At 72.3% G+C, this 18,228-nt stretch carries 17 protein-coding genes, 1 pseudogene and 1 riboswitch; of the genes and pseudogenes, 11 read left to right on the forward strand and 7 right to left on the reverse strand.

Going from position 1 to position 18,228, the window contains the following annotated elements:
• Positions 1-2: 2 nt before the first annotated feature.
• The 5 genes from trpC to MOTC310_RS07530 form a co-directional block, all read right to left on the reverse strand.
• Positions 3-890, reverse strand: coding sequence for an indole-3-glycerol phosphate synthase TrpC (gene trpC / locus MOTC310_RS07510; protein ID WP_331301328.1), 888 nt, complete (start codon positions 888-890; stop codon positions 3-5).
• Positions 887-1,924: an anthranilate phosphoribosyltransferase gene (trpD, locus tag MOTC310_RS07515; RefSeq protein WP_331301329.1), complete on the reverse strand. Its 1,038-nt coding sequence runs from the start codon at positions 1,922-1,924 to the stop codon at positions 887-889. Before trpD ends, trpC begins: the two co-directional genes overlap by 4 nt.
• 35 nt (positions 1,925-1,959) lie before the next feature.
• On the reverse strand, positions 1,960-2,574 hold the full coding sequence (locus MOTC310_RS07520; protein WP_331301481.1) for an anthranilate synthase component II: 615 nt from the start codon (positions 2,572-2,574) through the stop codon (positions 1,960-1,962).
• Between the two features lie 107 nt (positions 2,575-2,681).
• Entirely contained in the window at positions 2,682-4,202 is a 1,521-nt protein-coding gene (trpE, locus tag MOTC310_RS07525) for an anthranilate synthase component I (protein WP_331301330.1), read from the reverse strand.
• 3 nt (positions 4,203-4,205) lie between these two features.
• Positions 4,206-6,107 carry a peptidylprolyl isomerase gene (locus MOTC310_RS07530; RefSeq protein WP_331301331.1) on the reverse strand — a complete coding sequence of 634 codons (1,902 nt, stop codon included), beginning with the start codon at positions 6,105-6,107 and terminating at the stop codon, positions 4,206-4,208.
• 186 nt (positions 6,108-6,293) lie between these two features.
• On the opposite strand from MOTC310_RS07530, the gene tpiA reads away from it, so the two are divergent.
• Positions 6,294-7,055 carry a triose-phosphate isomerase gene (gene tpiA / locus MOTC310_RS07535; protein WP_331301332.1) on the forward strand — a complete coding sequence of 254 codons (762 nt, stop codon included), beginning with the start codon at positions 6,294-6,296 and terminating at the stop codon, positions 7,053-7,055.
• A gap of 80 nt (positions 7,056-7,135) precedes the next feature.
• Here the strand turns inward: tpiA and MOTC310_RS07540 are convergent, their stop codons facing one another.
• The gene (locus MOTC310_RS07540) at positions 7,136-7,594 is read right to left on the reverse strand and encodes a nuclear transport factor 2 family protein (RefSeq protein ID WP_331301333.1); all 459 of its coding nucleotides are present in this window, start codon (positions 7,592-7,594) and stop codon (positions 7,136-7,138) included.
• 307 nt (positions 7,595-7,901) lie between these two features.
• Here MOTC310_RS07540 and secG point away from each other — a divergent pair, with 307 nt between their 5' ends.
• The 4 genes from secG (at position 7,902) to MOTC310_RS07560 (ending at position 12,205) form a co-directional block, all read left to right on the forward strand.
• Positions 7,902-8,318 (forward strand): preprotein translocase subunit SecG, encoded by a 417-nt coding sequence (gene secG / locus MOTC310_RS07545; protein WP_331301334.1) that lies wholly within the window; start codon positions 7,902-7,904, stop codon positions 8,316-8,318.
• 155 nt (positions 8,319-8,473) lie between these two features.
• Positions 8,474-10,102 carry a CTP synthase gene (locus MOTC310_RS07550; protein ID WP_331301335.1) on the forward strand — a complete coding sequence of 543 codons (1,629 nt, stop codon included), beginning with the start codon at positions 8,474-8,476 and terminating at the stop codon, positions 10,100-10,102.
• 58 nt (positions 10,103-10,160) lie between these two features.
• On the forward strand, positions 10,161-10,613 hold the full coding sequence (locus tag MOTC310_RS07555; protein ID WP_331290833.1) for a DNA polymerase III subunit chi: 453 nt from the start codon (positions 10,161-10,163) through the stop codon (positions 10,611-10,613).
• Positions 10,614-10,615: 2 nt separating this feature from the next.
• Entirely contained in the window at positions 10,616-12,205 is a 1,590-nt protein-coding gene (locus MOTC310_RS07560) for a S10 family peptidase (RefSeq protein ID WP_331301482.1), read from the forward strand.
• Positions 12,206-12,227: 22 nt separating this feature from the next.
• Here MOTC310_RS07560 and MOTC310_RS07565 read toward each other — a convergent pair whose 3' ends face one another.
• Positions 12,228-13,586, reverse strand: a complete 1,359-nt coding sequence (locus tag MOTC310_RS07565; protein ID WP_331301336.1) for a discoidin domain-containing protein — start codon at positions 13,584-13,586, stop codon at positions 12,228-12,230.
• A 160-nt stretch (positions 13,587-13,746) separates the two neighbouring features.
• Positions 13,747-13,941, forward strand: a riboswitch (cobalamin riboswitch).
• A gap of 35 nt (positions 13,942-13,976) precedes the next feature.
• On the opposite strand from MOTC310_RS07565, the gene MOTC310_RS07570 reads away from it, so the two are divergent.
• The 6 genes and pseudogenes from MOTC310_RS07570 to MOTC310_RS32765 all read left to right on the forward strand — a co-directional run bounded on the left by MOTC310_RS07570 (position 13,977) and on the right by MOTC310_RS32765 (position 18,210).
• Complete coding sequence (locus MOTC310_RS07570; RefSeq protein WP_331290836.1) at positions 13,977-14,159, forward strand: CbtB domain-containing protein; 183 nt, start codon at positions 13,977-13,979, stop codon at positions 14,157-14,159.
• 16 nt (positions 14,160-14,175) lie between these two features.
• Positions 14,176-14,928: a CbtA family protein gene (locus MOTC310_RS07575; RefSeq protein ID WP_331301337.1), complete on the forward strand. Its 753-nt coding sequence runs from the start codon at positions 14,176-14,178 to the stop codon at positions 14,926-14,928.
• Complete coding sequence (locus tag MOTC310_RS07580; protein WP_331301338.1) at positions 14,921-15,322, forward strand: DUF1636 domain-containing protein; 402 nt, start codon at positions 14,921-14,923, stop codon at positions 15,320-15,322. The genes MOTC310_RS07575 and MOTC310_RS07580 overlap by 8 nt, the downstream gene beginning before the upstream one ends.
• Positions 15,319-16,353: a cobalamin biosynthesis protein CobW gene (gene cobW, locus MOTC310_RS07585; RefSeq protein ID WP_331301339.1), complete on the forward strand. Its 1,035-nt coding sequence runs from the start codon at positions 15,319-15,321 to the stop codon at positions 16,351-16,353. Before MOTC310_RS07580 ends, cobW begins: the two co-directional genes overlap by 4 nt.
• 496 nt (positions 16,354-16,849) lie before the next feature.
• A pseudogene (locus MOTC310_RS32760) lies at positions 16,850-17,451 on the forward strand (cobaltochelatase subunit CobN); the annotation flags it as partial.
• A gap of 57 nt (positions 17,452-17,508) precedes the next feature.
• Positions 17,509-18,210: a cobaltochelatase subunit CobN gene (locus tag MOTC310_RS32765; RefSeq protein ID WP_419539869.1), complete on the forward strand. Its 702-nt coding sequence runs from the start codon at positions 17,509-17,511 to the stop codon at positions 18,208-18,210.
• Positions 18,211-18,228: the final 18 nt, after the last annotated feature.

The raw sequence follows: 18,228 nt of genomic DNA on the forward strand, positions 1-18,228 counted from the left end.
GATCAACCCTTCTTCCGCGGCTTGCCGCCCTCGGACTTCGCGTCGCCGAACAGCAGGGCGCGGGCCGCCTCCGCGACGTCCGGCTGCCGCATCAGGCTCTCGCCGACCAGCACCACGCCGAGGCCGTTAGCCCGGAGCCGCACCACGTCGGCGTGGTCGCCGATGCCGCTCTCCGCGACCGCGATCCGGTCCGCCGGGATGCCCGGTGCCAGCCGGATCGCGGTCTCGAACGAGACCTCGAAGGTCTTGAGATTCCGGTTGTTGATGCCGACCAGAGCCGTTCCGAGGGGAATCGCCCGCCTGAGTTCGGCCTCGTCGTGCACCTCGACCAGGACGTCCATCCCGAGGAGATGCGCCGTGTCGACCAGGGCCTCGGCCTCGTCGTCGTCGAGGCAGGCCATGATGACGAGGATGCAGTCGGCACCCCAGGCCCGGGCCTCGTAGACCTGATAGGGCTCGAACAGGAAGTCCTTGCGCAGGACCGGAAGCCCGCAGGCCGCCCGCGCCGCCGTCAGGTACTCGGGCCGTCCCTGGAACGAGGGCTCGTCGGTCAGCACCGACAGGCAGGTGGCCCCGCCCGCCTCGTAGGCGGCGGCGAGGCTTGCCGGATCGAAATCGGCGCGGATCAGGCCTTTCGAGGGCGATGCCTTCTTCACCTCGGCGATGAGCGCCGGGCGATCCGCGGCGAGATGGGTCCGGATCGCCGCCGCGAAGCCGCGCACCGGCTCCGCCTGCGCGACCTTCCGCTCCAGCTTGGCGAGCGGCACGCGCAGCTTCGCCTCGGCGATCTCGCGGCGCTTGTAGGCCTCGATGCGGGCGAGGACGTTCGGCCGCTCGGTCGGCGTCCCGGCGCCGGTCTCCGGGGTGGCCTCGTGCGTCAGCGAGCTCATCGGCCCTCCTGCCCGTTGGAGTGGTCGTTCGAGGCCCGGACGAGGCGGGCGAGCGTCGCCCGGGCGGCCCCGGAATCGACGGCATCCTGCGCCCGCACGACGCCGTCCGCCAGGGCCTCCGCGGCGCCCGCGACCACGAGCGCCGCCCCCGCGTTGAGGACCGCGATGTCCCGGTAGGCGTTCCGCGCCCCCGCCAGGACGGCCTCGAGGGACCGCGCGTTGTCGGCCGGGTCGCCGCCGCGCAGTTCCTCGGGCGCGCGTAGCGCCAGCCCGAACTCCCGCGGGTCGATGGTGAAGTGGGACAGCCGCCCCTCGTCGAGGGCGACCACCCGCGTCGGCCCGGTGACGGTGATCTCGTCGAGCCCGTCGGATCCGTGCACGGTCCAGACCCGGCGGCTGCCGAGTTCGGCCAGGACCCGCGTCAGCGGCTCCGCGAGGGCCGCCTGGGCGACGCCGAAGAGCTGGTAGCCGACGCCGGCCGGGTTGCTCAGCGGGCCGAGCAGGTTGAAGATCGTCCGCACGGGCAACTCGGACCGGACCGCCGCAACGTGGCGCATCGCCGGATGGTGGGCCTGCGCGAACAGGAAACAGAGGCCGGCCTCGTCGAGGCAGCGGGCCTGCGCGGCGGGGTCGAGCCCGAGCCTCACGCCCAGGGCCGCGAGCACGTCGGCGGCGCCGGAGCGCGAGGTCGCGGCGCGGTTCCCGTGTTTCGCCACCGGCACGCCGCAGGCGGCCACGATGATCGCCGCCAAGGTCGAGACGTTCACGCTGCCGGAATGGTCGCCGCCGGTGCCGACGACGTCGACGGCGCTCGCCGGCGCCGCGACGCGCGTCATGCGCGCGCGCATGGCCTCCGCCGCGCCGACGATCTCCTCGACGGTCTCGCCGCGCACTTTGAGGGCGGTCAGGAAGGCGCCGGCCTGCACCGGCGTGACCTCGCCCGACAGCAGGTCGTCGAAGGCGGCGCGGGCCTCGGCACGATCGAGGGCGAGGCCCCCGGCGACCTTCGCGAGATGGGGTCTGAAACTGTCCATGGATTCTTGCGAAGGGCCGCCCCGGCCTCCCGGCGTCAATGCACGTCGGCACGCGTCCTGTCACGCGCCGTGTTCCAGGCGGCGGCGAGATCCAGGAAGTTCTTCACGATCTCCGTGCCGTGCTGAGACCGGATGCTCTCGGGGTGGAACTGGACGCCGTGCAGCGGGCGCTCGGCGTGCTCCAGGCCCATGATCAGGCCGTCCGCCTCGGCGGTGACCCGCAGGCTCGTCGGGCAGGTCGCACGATCGACCACGAGGGAGTGGTAGCGGGTCGCCTCGAAACTGTCGTTCAGGCCGCGGAACAGGCCGCGCGCCCCGTGCCGGATGGTCGAGACCTTGCCGTGGAGCGGCAGCGGCGCCCGCACGACGTCGCCGCCGAAAGCCTGACCGATCGCCTGGAGGCCGAGGCACACGCCGAAGATCGGGATCTCCTCGGACAGGTCGCGGACCACGTCGAGGCAGATCCCCGCCTCCGTGGGTGTGCAGGGACCGGGCGACAGCACGATCGCGTCGGGCGCCTTGGCGCGGATGTCGGCGATCGTGAGCGCGTCGTTGCGCGCGACATCGATCGCGCCGCAGAGCGGACCGATCAGGTGCACGAGATTCCACGTGAAGGAATCGTAGTTGTCGATGACGAGGACGTTGGGCATCGCGGCGGCACGCTCGGGCATGCAGGCGATGTGACCCCTCGCATCCGCGCGGTCAACCACCGGTGACGGGCGGCGGCCCGGACCTGGGCCGCCACGCGGTCCAGCGGCTACTGCCCGCGCTTCGCCTGCGCGGCGAAGCGCACCGCCTCCTCGGCAGCCCGGAACAGCGCCTTGGCCTTGTTGACGCATTCCTGCTGCTCGGAAGCGGGATCGGAATCGTAGACGATCCCGGCGCCGGCCTGGACATGCATCGTCCCGTCCTTCACCACGGCGGTGCGCAGGACGATGCAGGTGTCCATCTCGCCCCGCGCGCCGAAATAGCCGATGCAGCCCGCGTACGGCCCGCGCTTCTCGCGCTCCAGCTCGTCGATGATCTCCATGGCCCGCACCTTCGGGGCGCCCGAGACCGTGCCGGCCGGAAAGCCCGCCGCCAGGGCGTCCAGGGGATCGTGCCGCGGATCGAGCTCGCCCTCGACGTTCGACACGATGTGCATGACCTGGCTGTAGCGCTCGATGAAGAACGAGTCGGTCACCCGGACGCTGCCGATCCGCGACACCCGGCCGGCGTCGTTGCGGCCGAGATCGAGGAGCATCAGGTGCTCGGCCCGCTCCTTCGGGTCGGCGAGGAGTTCCTCGGCGAGGGCGGCATCTTCCGCCGGCGTCGCGCCGCGGCGGCGCGTGCCGGCGATGGGGCGGACCGTCACCGTCCCCTCGCGCACCCGCACCAGGATCTCCGGCGAGGAGCAGACGATCTGGAATTCCTCGAAATCGAGGTAGCACAGGAACGGCGCCGGGTTCGTCCGCCGCAGCGAGCGGTACAGGCTGAAGGCCGGCAGCGTGAACGGCGCCGAGAAGCGCTGGGACAGAACCACCTGGAACACGTCGCCCGCGACGATGTACTCCTTGGCGCGCGCCACCATGGCGAAGAAATCGTCCGGCGGCGTGTTCGAGACCGGCTCCGGATGGGCGACCGCCGACAGGTCCACCCGCGCCTCGATGGGCAGCGGCCCCTCGAGGGCGGCGGCGACCCGGTCGACGCGCTGCAGCGCGTCCTCGTAGGCCGCCCGGGCCGCGACGCCGGGGGCGGGCCGGACCGGCGACACGACGGTGATGACGTCGCGGATGGAATCGAAGACCACCATCACCCGCGGGCGCATCAGGATCGCGTCCGGGACGCCCAGCGGATCCGGGTTCGGCTCCGGCAGCCGCTCCATGGCGCGGACCATGTCGTAGCCGAGATAGCCGAACAGGCCGGCCGCCATCGGCGGCAGGTCCTGGCCGTCCGACTCGCCGATGGCGCTCTCGGCGATGAGGGCACGCAGGCTCGCCAGAGGCGCCCCGGCATCCGCCTCGAACCGCGTGAGATCGGATCCGCGCGCGATCGCGGGCGCGCCGTCGCGGCAGCGCCAGATCAGGTCCGGATCGAGACCAATCATCGAGTACCGGCCGCGGACGGCGCCGCCCTCGACCGATTCGAGCAGGAAGGCCGGGCCGGCATGGCCGGCGCGCAGCTTGAGAAACGCCGCCACCGGTGTTTCCAGGTCCGCGACGAGGCTCACGGCCACGAGGCTCGGCTGCCCGGCCTCGTAGCGCGCCGCGAAGGCCGCGTAATCGGGCGTCTCGGCCATGCCTCAGTACTCGCCGCCGATGGCCCGCTTCAGGGCCGCCGCGTCGACCTTCACGCCCGCGTTCTTCTGGACCTCGCTGATGTACTGGGACAGCACGTCGTCGGCGAGCGCCGCCTGGAAGCTCTGCGTGATCTGCTTGTCGCTCGGGCTGTCGGCCACGAAAGCCGGCACCGTCGCGGCCGTGACCTTGAAGACCGCGCGCGAATCGCCGGCGGCCGCCGTGCCGGCTTTGCCCACCGGAGTCGCGAAGATCAGGTTCACGACATCCGCCGTGAGCATATCCTTCGCCTGGTTGCGCGCGAGATCCTGCGCTTCCTGCAGGTTGACGCCGACCTCCTGGGCGGCGGCCTCGATGGTCTCCCCCTTGTTGATCTTCTCGACCAGCTCGCGGCCCTTGGCCTGGAGGCGCTTGGCGATCTCGGTCGCGGTCCAGCCGGCCTTCACCCCGTCCTTCACCTGATCGAGGGGCTTGTCGTGGGCGGCGTCGATCCCGGTGACGTCGTACCAGACGTAGCCGCCAGTCTTGGTCCGCAGGGGCTCGTTGTCGCCGCCGATCTCGGCGCGGAACAGGGCCGGCAGGGTGGTCTCCGCGTCGGGGATGTCGGTGATCCGCTGCCCGTCCGGTCCCTTGCCGTTCACGTCCACGGCCTTCACAGTGACGATCTTGAGGCCGCGCTCCGCGGCGATGTCGGCGAGGGGCTTGGCGCCGGCCCGCTGATCCTCGATCGCGTCGCGGGTGGTCTCCATGGCGTCGCGGGCGCGGGCCAGGGCGAGGGCCTTGCGGATCTCGCCCTCCACCGCCTCGAACGGCTTCACCGTTCCGGCCTCGATCTTGGTCACGCGCAGCAGCACCGTGCCGAAGCGACCCTGGACCGGCTCGCTCACGCCGCCCTCCGGCAGCGCGAAGGCGGCGTCGGCCACGGCCTTGTCGAACAGCTCGCCCTTGGTCAGCGTGCCGAGGGTCAGGTCCTTCTCGTCAGTGCCGCGCTCGGCAGCCACCGCGTCGAAGGTCTTGGAGCCGTCCCCGATGGCCTTGCGGGCCGCCTCGGCGGCGGCCGCGTCGGGGAACACGATCTGCTGGATGGTGCGCTTCTCGGGCGTACCGTAGCGGTCCTTGTTGAGCGCGTAGGCGGCGCGGGCATCGGCCTCGGTGATCGCGTCGGGCTTCGCCATCGACTCGGGCTCGACCACGAGGAGATTCGCCGCCCGGAACTCGGGCGCCCGGAAGCCGGACTTGTTGGCCTCGTACCAGGTCTTCAGCTCCTCGTCCGTCGGCTCGGGGATCTGGCCGGCCACCGAGGGCGTCAGCATCAGGTAGGCGGCCGCGCGGCGCTCGGTGGTGTAGCGATGCACGGCCTCCCGCATGGCGAGCGGCACGTGCAGGTCCGACGACACCGCCTCGGCCAGCTGGAGTCGGGCGATCACCGACCGCTGCTCGCGCACGAACAGGCCCTCGTTGAGGCCGGCGCGCTGCAGGGTCTGGTAGAAGAGCGCCGGCTCGAACTGACCCTGCTGGTTCTGGAAGCTCTTCTCCTCGTGGATCGCCTTGATCACCGAGGCGTCGGGCACGGCGAGGCCGAGATCGTGGGTCTTCTGATCGAGGGCGGCCTCGGTGATCAGCTGGGACATCACCTGCCGGTCCAGACCGAGCATCCGCGCCTGATCGGGCGTCAGCGGACGCTTCAGCTGCGTCTGATAGCGCTGCAGCTGGTTCTGGTAGGCCTGGCGCACCTGCTCGGCGGTGATCGGCGTACTGCCGACCGTGGCCACCTTGTTGCTCGCGCCGCCGCGGAAGAACTCCTCGACCCCGAAGATGCCGACACCGGCGATCAGCAGCGTGAAGATGATCGTCAAGACGATCTTACCGAGCCAGTGCTGGCTGGCGTTGCGGATGCCCTGAAGCATGGTCTGTGATCGAGTACCTTCGGCGGCCGCCCCGTCACCGGACCGGCGCTGTCCCTGAGAGCCGACCGCGATAGACCATTCGCGTCCACAGGCAAAGGCTCGGGCGCACCGGGCGGTTTGCGCGCTCAAGCTCGCTCTGGTAGGCCGCGGCAACTTCGGAAAAGCCGCGACGGAGCGAGGGCAGGAATGACGCAGTCTGGGCGCAAGCCGCTAGTCGCTGGCAACTGGAAGATGAACGGGACCCGGGCATCCATCCAGGTTGTCGAAGCGATTCGCGACGGGCTCTCGCCAGACCTCGCGTCCCGCATCGACGTGCTGATCTGCCCGCCCGCGACGCTGATCGGATCCTGCGTGGCGGCGGCGGCCGGATCGCCGATCGCGATCGGCGGCCAGAACCTGCACGCCCGCCCGAGCGGCGCCTTCACGGGCTCGATCTCGGCCGAGATGCTCGCCGACCTCGGCGCCAAGTACGTGATCGTCGGCCATTCCGAGCGTCGAGCCTATCACCACGAGACCGACGACGGGGTCCACGCCAAGGCGCTGGGCGCCCGGCGGGCGGGCCTGTGCGGCATCATCTGCGTCGGCGAGACCATCGAGGAGCGCGAGCAGGGCCGCGCCCTCGACATCGTCCGCGCCCAGCTCGCCATCGGCCTGCCGAAGGGCGCGACGGCGGCCGACACAGTGATCGCCTACGAGCCGGTCTGGGCGATCGGCTCGGGGCGGACGCCGACGCCGCGCGACATCGCCGAGGTCCACGCCTCCCTGCGGGAGATGCTCGACAAGCTCGTGGGCGACGAGGCGCAGAAGATCCGCATCCTCTACGGCGGCTCGGTGAAGCCCGGGAACGCCAAGGAGCTCCTGTCGGTGGACAACGTCGACGGCGCACTCGTGGGCGGCGCGAGCCTCGTGGCCGAGGACTTCCTGGGGATCTGCGCCGCCTACGCCTGAGCGCGCGACCGCGATCCTGTCCGGGCGCGGCGCCGGGGTGGCGCCGCCTCCGCGAGCGCGGCGCGACGGTCGCGCGGCCGTCAGATCTTGAAGGCCTGACGGGCCAGCAGCCGCCAGCGGCCGCCGTCGCTGTGCCAGACCTGCATCACGCCGATATGCACCGGCGAAGTCTTGCCACCCGAGACCACCTCGCCGGTGAAGACGTGGCGCGCGATGGCGTCGTCGCCGACGACCGAGACGGAACGGTCCGACAGGGTGATGCTCGGGAAGGTCGAGCGTCTGCTGGTGAGCGTCTCGATGAAGGCCGCCTTGTCCTGTACCTGTCCGCTGGAATGGCCGTAGCTAAGCCCGTCGAGGACCAGGGCGTCGAGGGCCGGCCCGTCCGCCGCCAGGAGGGCCTTTGTGAGGGCGTCGACGGCCTGCTCCACGGCGGTGCCCCGGGCGGCGGCGTCGGATCCGGCCGCGGAGCCGGGTCCCGACCGGATCACGACGGGCACGGCGATGGCTGCGGCGAGCGCCGCGCGGCGGGACACGGTCATGGCTTGCCTCCCGAATCGGGCGGCGCGTTCGGCCGGCCACCCTTCCCCGGCAGAGAGCACGATGCGCGACCGAAGGCGAGGGTCGAAGCGGACAGCCGGCCGCGCGCGTCAGGTTGGCGACGGGCGGCCGGTGGTGTATGCCGTCGCCGAATTCCGGCCGGTCCGCCCGAAGCGTCGCCCCCGAGGCTCCCGCCGCACGCTTGCGTGCCCGGGAGGTTCGTGAACGATCGCGGGCCCCGGCCCTCGTGCGTTCGTCTTCCGGTGCCCGCTGCCGGCGCGCGGCGCTGAAGAAGATCCCGGAACACCGATGCAGACCGTCCTGATCGTCGTCCACCTCATCATCGTGCTCGCGCTGATCGGCGTCGTGCTGCTCCAGCGCTCCGAGGGCGGGCTCGGGCTCGGCGGAGGCGGCGGTGGCGGCGTCGGCGGGTTCATGACCGGCCGCGGCCAGGCCAATGCCCTCACGCGGGCTACCGCGATCCTGGCGGCCCTGTTCTTTACCACCAGCATGGTCCTCGCCATCCTGTCGCACCGCTCGGCGGCGCCGAAGTCGATCCTCGATACCGGCGCCCCGCAGACGTCCGGCCAGCCGGCGAAGCAGCCGACCGGCGCCGACAACCTGCTCGACACGCTGCGCCAGCAGCAGGACCGGGCGCCCGTCACGGCGCCGGCTCAGCCGGCCCCCGCGCAGCCGGCGGTCCCGGAAGCGCCGCAGTCGCGCTGACGGCGCGCGCCGCGGGCGGCGCAGCGTCGACCCTTATCCCGACGGACCGGCCCAGGGCCGGTCCACGCCATGCGTCGCGCGATCCCCAGCCCATGCACGGGCCGGGGCCTCCGCCGTTTGGCAAATGCCAGTAGCTTCTTTATGGACCGAGGCCCATGACGCGGTACGTTTTCATCACCGGCGGCGTGGTCTCCTCCCTCGGCAAGGGCCTCGCCTCGGCGGCCCTGGCGGCGGTCCTTCAGGCCCGCGGCTACCGGGTCCGGATGCGCAAGCTCGACCCCTACCTGAACGTCGATCCGGGCACGATGAGCCCGACGCAGCACGGCGAGGTGTTCGTCACCGACGACGGCGCCGAGACCGACCTCGACCTCGGACACTACGAGCGCTTCACCGGCGTCCCGGCGAGCCGGGCCGACAACATTACCACGGGCCGGATCTACCAGGACATCATCGCCAAGGAGCGCCGCGGCGACTACCTCGGCGCCACGATCCAGGTGATCCCGCACGTCACCAACGCCATCAAGGACTTCGTCCTCGACGGCAACGACAGCTTCGACTTCGTGCTGGTGGAGATCGGCGGCACGGTCGGCGACATCGAGGGCCTGCCGTTCTTCGAGGCGATCCGGCAGCTCGGCCAGGAGCTGCCGCGGGGCACCTGCTGCTACGTTCACCTGACGCTGCTGCCCTACATCCCGTCGGCCGGCGAGCTGAAGACCAAGCCGACGCAGCACTCCGTGAAGGAGCTGCGCTCCATCGGCATCCAGCCCGACATCCTGCTCTGCCGCTGCGACCGGCCGATCCCGGTCGAGGAGCGGCGCAAGCTCGCGCTGTTCTGCAACGTGCGTGAGACCGCGGTGATCGAGGCCCTCGACGTGGCCTCGATCTACGAGGTGCCGCTCTCCTACCGGACCGCCGGTCTGGACCGGGAGGTGCTCGGCCATTTCGGCCTGGAGCACGGCGAGGAGCCGGATCTCGGCCGCTGGCAGACCATCGCCGAGCGCGTGCGCAATCCCGAGGGCGAGGTGTCGATCGCCATCGTCGGCAAGTACACGGGGCTGAAGGACGCCTACAAGTCGCTGACCGAGGCGCTGACCCACGGCGGCATCAGCCACCGGGTGAAGGTCAACCTGGAATGGATCGAGGCCGAGGTCTTCGAGCGCGAGGATCCGGCGCCCTTCCTCGAGGGCCTCAACGGGATCCTGGTGCCGGGCGGCTTCGGCCAGCGCGGGGCCGAGGGCAAGATCCGGGCGGCCCGCTACGCCCGCGAGAAGCGCATTCCCTATCTCGGCATCTGCTTCGGCATGCAGATGGCGGTGATCGAGGCCGCCCGCTCGCTGGCCGGATTGCCCGAGGCGAATTCGACGGAGTTCGGCGAGACCGCCGAGCCGGTGGTCGGCCTGCTCACCGAGTGGCTGCGCGGCAACGAGCTGGAGCGCCGCGCCGCGGCCGGCGACCTCGGCGGCACGATGCGGCTCGGCGCCTACGAGGCGAAGCTCGATCCCGAGTCCAAGATCGCCCAGATCTACGGGTCCGAGCAGATCTCGGAGCGGCACCGCCACCGCTACGAGGTCAACATGGCCTATCGCGAGCGGCTGGAGGCCAAGGGCCTGCGCTTCTCCGGCGTGTCCCCAGACGGGCTGCTGCCCGAGACGGTGGAGCATGTCGGGCACCCGTGGTTCATCGGCGTGCAGTTCCACCCCGAGCTGAAGTCCCGCCCGTTCGAGCCGCACCCGCTGTTCAAGGGCTTCGTCGGCGCAGCGATCGAGCAGAGCCGCCTGGTCTGAGGCCGCGGCGGCGCGCCGCTGCTCGCCCGGCGGACCGGAGCCCTATATCCACGGTGTCGTGACCGAGATCCTCTTCTACCACATGCAGCGGCAGCCCCTGGAGAAGGTGCTGCCGAACCTCGTCGAGCGCTCGCTGGAGCGCGGCTGGCAGGCTGCGATACAGGCGGCCAGCGAGGAGCGCCTGCAGGCGCTCGACGACCACCTCTGGACCTATTCCGACGAGAGCTTCCTGCCGCACGGCACCGACCGCGAGCCCGATGCGGCGAGCCAGCCGGTGGTGCTCACGCTTCGCGACGTGAATCCCAACACGGCCTCGATCCGCTTCCTCGTGGAGGGCGCCGACCTGCCGCCCGATGCCGGGCAGTACGAGCGGATCTGCATCCTGTTCGACGGGACCGATCAGGACGCCCTCCTGCGCGCGCGCGAGCAGTGGAAGCAGGCCAAGGACGCCGGTCACGCGGTGGCCTACTGGCAGCAGGACGAGTCCGGGCGCTGGAACAAGAAGGCTTGATGATGGCCCTCCACGGACGTCTCGCGCGCGCCGCGCTCGCCCTCGCCCTGGCGCTCGCCGCGCCCTCGGCCACCCTGGCCCAGGACGCGCCGCACACGCGTCCCGCGGACGGCAAGCCGGCCCCGCGTGGACCGGAAGGACGGCGGCTTCCTCCCGATTCGACGACGAAGCAGAGCGTCACGCTGCCGGACGGCCGGACCCTCGACTTCACCGCCACGGCCGGCAGCCTGCCCCTCGTCGACGAGGCGGGGAAGCTGCAGGCCGAGATCGCCTACGTGGCCTACACGATGGCGCCGGAGGCCGGCCGGGATCGTCCCGTCACCTTCGCGGTCAACGGCGGGCCGGGCGCGGCGTCGGCCTATCTCAACATCGGGGCGATCGGCCCCTGGCGCCTCCCCGTCGGCGCGGACAGCATCAGCCCGTCGCAGCCGGTGGCGCTGGCGCCGAACGACGGGACGTGGCTCGGCTTCACCGACCTCGTGTTCATCGACCCCGTCGGCACCGGCTACAGCCGCGCCGCGGACGGCAACGGCAAGGCCTACTGGTCGATCGAGTCCGACGCCTCGACCCTGGCGGCGTCCATCGCCCGCTACCTGCGCGTCAACGACCGCATGGCGAGCCCGAAATTCTTCGTCGGCGAGAGCTACGGCGGCTTCCGCGGTCCGCTGATCGCCGAGAAGCTCCAGGAGGAGATCGGCGTCGGCCTGTCCGGCCTGGTGCTGCTCTCGCCGGTTCTGGATTTCGCGTGGCTGGAGACGCCGCGGGCCAACCCGTGGGGCTACGTGCTGAAGCTGCCCTCCCTGGCGGCCGGCGCCCTCGAGCGCGCCGGCACGGTGCCGACGCCCGCCCTGCTCGGCGACGCGGAGGCCTATGCCTCGGGCGCGTACCTGAGCGACCTGCTGAAGGGGCCGAGCGATTCGGCCGCCGTCTCGCGGATGACCGAGAAGGTCGCGCCCCTCGTCGGCCTCGACCCCGCCCTGGTGCGCGCGCAGGCGGCGCGCCTCTCGACGCGGAGCGTCCAGCGCGAGATCGACCGCGCCGAGGGCCGCGTGACCAGCGCCTACGACACTGGCATCACCGGCTGGGACCCGAACCCGGACGCCGCCCAGTCGAGCTTCGAGGATCCGCAGCTCACGGCCCTGCAGGCGCCGCTGACCAGCGCGATGCTCGACCTCTACGCGCGCACGCTGAAATGGCCGGTGACCAACATGCGCTACGAGCTCCTGAACAACGCGGTCAATCGCGGCTGGAGCTGGGGCTCGGGCCGGCAGGCCCCGGAGGTGCTGTCGAACCTGAAGGGCGACCTGGCGCTCGACGGGCACCTGCGGGTCCTCGTGGCGCACGGCTTCACCGATCTGGTCACGCCCTACTTCGCCTCGAAGCTCCTGCTGGCGCAGGTCCCCGCCTACGCGGCCGGCCGCCTGAGCCTCGCGGTCTATCCGGGCGGGCACATGTTCTACACGCGTCCGGATTCCCGCGGCGCGTTCAGGACCGATGTCGAGCGGATGTACACCGACGCCCTGAAGGCGCGCGAGGCCGGCTCGACCCGTCCGGCCGGCGCCCCCGCCGAGCATCTCAGAACCGCTCCGTAGCGCCGCCGGCCGGCCGCACCGATCACGCGTCGTCGAACGCGAGGGCTGCGGCCGGGTAATCCACCATCGTCCGGCGCTGCGCGTCGGTGTTCTGCCACTCGCCGACCTTCATGTAGCGGCCCTCGAGATCGCGGACCTCGACGACCTTCCCGATGGTGGGAATCGACTGGAAGCCCTGCGGCCAGTTCGATGCGAAGTAGAACACCTGCTCGACGCGGTCCGAGAGGTGGCAGATCGCCGGTCCGAAGGTCCCCAGCCCGAAGACGAGGTAGCGGCCGTTCACGAGCGCGGCCACGTCGGAGATCAGCGACTCGCTCTGGATCTCCACCGGCAGGCCGCGCCGCTCCGCGTAGGCCTCCACCTCGGCGATGACCGGGTTCAGACGGTTCTCGAACACGAGCTTGACCGAGCGGATGCGGCCCTCGGCCAGAAGCCGGTCGATGACCATCCGGTAGAACGCGAAGGGCGGCTGCGGGTAGTGCGGATCGACCCAGGTGCTGAAGATGTCGCCCGAGCGGATGTGGATCAGGAGCTGATCGTCGGGCTTGGGCGGGAAGGTCTCGGGCAGACCGTTGAACAGCGGCCGGATCACGCTCTGCACGATCGCGCGCGAATCGGTCGGCCCCCGCGGCGCGGTCACGCGCTCGAACTGCGTCGGGTCGAAGTACAGGCCCGACAGGAAGTAGCCGTCCGACGGCAGCGGCTCGTCCGGCGGGATGAAGGTGATGCCGTCGCAGGTCAGCCGCCCGGTCAGGAAGATCACCTTGCTGCGGTCGACCTTGGGCACCTTTATGTATTTCAGATTGAGCGCCTTCGCGATCGACACCGCGATGACGTACTGGACGAGGCAGTTGCCGAAGGCGCCGTTCTCGAACAGCGACAGACCCACCAGGGCGTGGCTCGTGCGGTCGGGCGCCGATTGCAGGTTGTAGGTCACGTAGACGTTGGCGCCGGGCGTCTCGTTCAGGAGCGTCACGTCGAGGCCGAGCATCGCCCGGAGGGCGATCAGGTCGACCGAGGCCTCATCGGCGCGGACGGTGACGCCGACGATCCGGGCCGGTTCCGGCGCGGCGATCCGCACCGCGCGCGCCCAGGCCCGCTCGTCGGGGACGATCGCGGCCACGAGGGCGTCCGGTGTCGCGGTCCAGCCGGCGAGGTCCGGCTCGCTCCACGTCACGCCGTCCTGCGAGACCGCCACCGCGACGTCGCCGGGTTCCGGGGGGACCGCCGCCGGCCCCGGGTGCAGGGCGACGGAGTGGATCGGGAAACGGCCGCCGAGATCGACCTCGAGCCACGTCGTACCCGCCTCCGATACGATCCGCGGGTCTCGGCCGGCCGCGAGATCGACGAGGACCGGGGTCGGATCGTCTGTCAGGGCCATCGGGTCTCCGGGAACTCAGCGCCCGCGCCGGACCGGGCGGGTGTCGGGTGCGGCGGTGCCCGCTCCGGGGCGCGGCCGTCAAGCCCGCCCGTGTCGCGGGACGGGCGCGGGAATTGGCCGCGAACCGGCGCCGCTCCGTTGTGTCCCGGCGGTCATGCGTCTACAACGGCCGGGTGACGGTGCCCCGGCGACGGGGTGAAAAGGGAATGCGGTGAGGGGTTTGAGGCCCCGATTCCGCGGCTGCCCCCGCAACTGTGAGCGGCGAGCGCCCGCCATGCGCCACCGGAGCGATCCGGGAAGGCGGTGGGCGCGCCGAGCCGCGAGCCAGGAGACCTGCCGTCGCGACAGGATCCCGCAATGCCGCCGGTGGGGCGGCTGGAGACGCTTCTGATGACGACGCAAACCCTCGCCCCCGTCGCCGCCGGCACCCGCTCGTCGGAGCGCCCGATCGCCGTCGCGCTCGCGGCCGTGCTGGGCCTCGGCCTGCTGTTCATGGCGGGCTTCTCGCCGGCGATCGCGCTCCACAACGCGGCGCACGATTTCCGCCACACCCAGAACTTCCCCTGCCACTGACGTCCCCGGACCAGGGATGATCATCCGGCTCCTGTCGGCGGCCCTCGCCGCCGGCTTCTTCGCGGCTGCCGTCGTGACGGGCCTCGAACTCACGCTGACCTCGCCGCTGATCGTCGCGGCCGAGCGCTACGAGCAGCAGGAGGCGCCGAACCGGGCTGCCAAGGCGCTGCCGATCAAGGCGCTCCCGATCGTGCTGGCCCACGCCGGGCACGACCACGCCGCGCCCGACGCCGCGCCGGAATGGCAGCCCGCGCCCGGCCTGCCGCGGATGGCCTTCACCGGGCTCGCGACCCTCGTCGGCGGCGTCGGTTACGCGCTGCTGCTCGGCGCGGTGATGCTCGCCTGCGGCCGCGAACCCACGCCGCAGGTCGGGCTCGCCTTCGCGGTGGCGGGCTTCGCCAGCGTCGCCCTCGCGCCGGGCCTCGGCCTGCCGCCGGAACTGCCCGGCAGCGCGGCGGCCCCGCTCGCGACGCGCCAGGCGTGGTGGGTGATGACCGCCGCGGCGACCGGGATGGGGCTCTACCTGATCACGATCCGCCGCGCGCTGATCACGATCCTCGGCGGGCTCGTCCTGATCATCGCCCCGCACGTCGTCGGCGCCCCGCAGGCGCCCGAGGCCGCGTCCGAACTCCCGGCCGCGCTCGCAGCCCAGTTCGCCGCCCGGTCGCTCGCCATCAGCTTCGTGTTCTGGATCCTGATCGGGCTGGGAATCGGCTGGGCGTGGCAGGCCTTCGCCCGCGGCGCCGATCGAGGAGCGGCCCGTGCCTGAGACCGTGCTCTATGTCTGCACCACCTGCCGCCGCGCGGACGACGACCCCGACGGGCCCCGCGCCGGGGCCCGCCTGCTGGAAGCGCTCAGGGCGCGGAGCGGCGGCACGCCGGACCTGCGGGTCGAGGCGGTGGAGTGCCTGTCGGTCTGCAAGCGGCCCTGCACCGTGGCGGTCGCCGCGGCCGACCGCTGGACCTACGTCTACGGCGACATGGATCCGGCCGCCTCGGCCGAGATCATCCTCGGCGGGCTCGCGGCCTACGCGGCGACCCCGGACGGCATCGTGCCCTGGCGCGAGCGTCCGGAGGCGTTCCGCAAGGGCGTGATCGCCCGCATACCCCCTTTCCCAGAACCCCGCCCGCTCCCCGCCGGCACCCTGGAGGCCGCGGAATGACCCTCGTGAACAAGATCCCCTGCACCATCGTCACCGGCTTCCTCGGGGCGGGCAAGACGACCCTCGTCCGCCACGTGGTCGAGAACGCCAAGGGGCGCCGCCTCGCGATCCTGGTGAACGAGTTCGGCGACATCGGCTTCGACAAGTCCTTCCTGGCGGCCTGCGGCGTCGAGGGCTGCACCGAGGACGCCATCGTCGAGCTGCCGAACGGCTGCATCTGCTGCACGGTCGCGGACGATTTCGTGCCGGCGCTGGAGACCCTTCTCGGCCGCGCCGAGCCGCCGGAGCACATCCTGATCGAGACCTCGGGCCTCGCGCTTCCGAAGCCGCTGGTCCAGGCGTTCCAGTGGCCGGCGATCCGCTCGCGGGTGACCGTCGACGGCGTGGTCGCGGTGGTCGACGGCCCGGCGGTGGCCTCGGGCGCCTTCGCGGAGGATCCGGAGGCCCTTGCGGCCCAGCGGGCCGCCGACCAGTCGGTCGACCACGACAACCCCCTGGAGGAGGTGTTCGAGGACCAGCTCCTCTGCGCCGACCTCGTGGTGGTCAACAAGACCGACCTGATCGACGCCGCGACCCGGGCGCGGGTCCGCGCCGAGGTCGAGGGGCACCTGCCCCGCGCCGTGAAGGTGGTCGAGACCGAGAACGGCGCCATCGACCCGCGGGTGCTGCTCGGCCTCGGCGCGGCCGCCGAGGACGATCTCGACGCCCGCCCCTCGCACCACGGCGAGGGCGAGGACCACGACCACGACGATTTCGAGACCGTGGCGCTGCCGGTGCGCCCGGCGGTGACCGCGGGGGACCTCGCGGCCCGGGTCGAGACGGCCGCCGAGGCCGCCGGCGTCCTGCGCATCAAGGGTTTCGCCGAGGTGGAGGGCAAGCCGATGCGCCTCGTGGTGCAGGGCGTCGGCCGGCGCGTGACCCATCACTTCGACCGCCCCTGGCGCGCCGGGGAGGCCCGCGACGGGACGCTGGTGGTGATCGGCCTGAAGGGCTTCGACAAGGACGCCGTCGTGGCGGCGCTCGCGGGATGAGGCGCGTCGCGCACGCCCGCCCGGACTCGCTCTAGGGGCCGCCGCGGTGCATCTCGTGCGCATCGATGCCGTCTCCCTCGACGAGGGCGAGGCGGCCGTGGATCTCGGGCAGGAGCCCGGCGACCTCGTGGTGCTGTCGTTCACCGACAGCGACCTCGCGGCGGTGGGACAGGCCCACGCCGGGGAGCCCGGCCTGCCGAGTCTCCGGCTCGCGAAGCTCGCCAGGTTGCGGCATCCGCTCTCGGTCGACCTCTACGTCGAGCGCGTGGTGGCGCGCGCCAGGGTGGTGGTGATCCGCTGCCTGGGCGGGCTGGACTACTGGCGCTACGGGATCGAGCGCTGCGCCGAGGCCGCGCGGGCGCACGGCGTCGTCCTCGCGGTCCTGCCGGGCGACGACCGGCCGGATCCGCGCCTCGCCTCCTTCTCCACCGATCCCGACCTCGCCGGGCAGCTCGACGCCTATTTCCGGGCCGGCGGGCCCGACAACCTGCGGCGGATGCTGCGGAGCTTGGCGATCCGCCTGGGCGCCGACGGACCGATCGAGCCGCCCGTGCCGCTCCCGCGCGGCTTTCCCTGGTGCCCCGGTTGCGGCGTTCTTCCCCTCGGGACGGCCCTCGCCGCGGCCGGGACCGCGGTCCCGCTCGCCGGAGCGCGCGGCGCTGCGGAGCCCGTCGCGCTCCTGCTGATCTACCGCTCCGCCGTGCTCGGCGGCGACACCGGCCCGTTCGTCGCCCTCGCTGCCGCCCTGCGGGCGCGCGGGATCGGCGTGCTGCCGATGGCCGTGTCGAGCCTGAAGGAGCCGCAGGCCGCCGCCGCGGTCGCCGAGGCCGTGCGGGCGCGCAGGCCCGACCTCGTGATCGCCGCCACCGCCTTCTCGGCCCGCGAGGACGAGACCGGCTTCGTGCTCGACGGCGGCGACTGCCCGGTGCTGCAGGCCTTCACGGTCGGGTCGCCCCGCGCGGCCTGGGAGGCCTCCGCCCGCGGTCTCGGCGCCGCCGACCTCGCCATGCAGGTCGCGCTGCCGGAATTCGACGGTCGGCTCTCGGGCTTTCCGATCTCGTTCAAGGAGGAGAGTGCCGAGACCGCCGGCTTCGCCGAGCGGCGCGCCGTGCCCTACGCGACCGGCATCGCCGCGCTGGCCGACCGGGCCGCGGGGTGGCTGCGGCTGGCCGNTGCGTCTACGGGGCCGCGCCGGGTCGCTACGGGGCCGGCACCGCCGCCACCGCCCTCGACGGCGCCTGGGACGGCCGCGCCGACCTCGGCCGCGCCTACTTGGCCGCGAGCGGCCACGCCTACGGCGACCGAGAGGGGCCGGACGCCGATTTCGCAGCCCGCGTCGCGGCGGCCGACGCCTATCTCCACGCCTTCGACGTGGCCGAGCGCGACCTGTTCGACGGCGACGCCGCCGTCGACGCGATGGGCGGTTTCGCGGCGGCCGCGGCCCTGGAGGGGGCGAGCCCCACCCTCTACAGCCTCGACGTGTCGGTGCCGGAACGGCCGAAGGCGCGGACGGCCCGGGAGGATTCCGCCCGCCTGATCCGCGGGCGCCTCGCCGATCCCCGCTGGATTGCGGCCCAGCTGCGCCACGGCTATCGCGGCGCGCAGGAACTCGCCCAGGGGCTCGACGCGGTGTTCGTCCTGGCGGCCGCGAGCGACGCCGTGACGGATGCCGGCTTCGAGGCCCTCTACACCGCCTGGATCGCCGATGCCGAGGTGTTCGAGCGCCTGCGTGCCGCCAATCCCGCCGCGGCCCGGGCGATCCTGGAGCGGTTCGACGCCGCCCGGGATCGCGGCCTTTGGCACAGCCGGCGCAACGCCCTCCCGGCCGACGCCCTGCTGCGCGAGGCCGCCGAGTGAGCGCCGTCCCGCATCGGC

It is taken from the genome of Methylobacterium oryzae, from assembly GCF_036441375.1.
Lineage (GTDB): Bacteria > Pseudomonadota > Alphaproteobacteria > Rhizobiales > Beijerinckiaceae > Methylobacterium > Methylobacterium oryzae_A.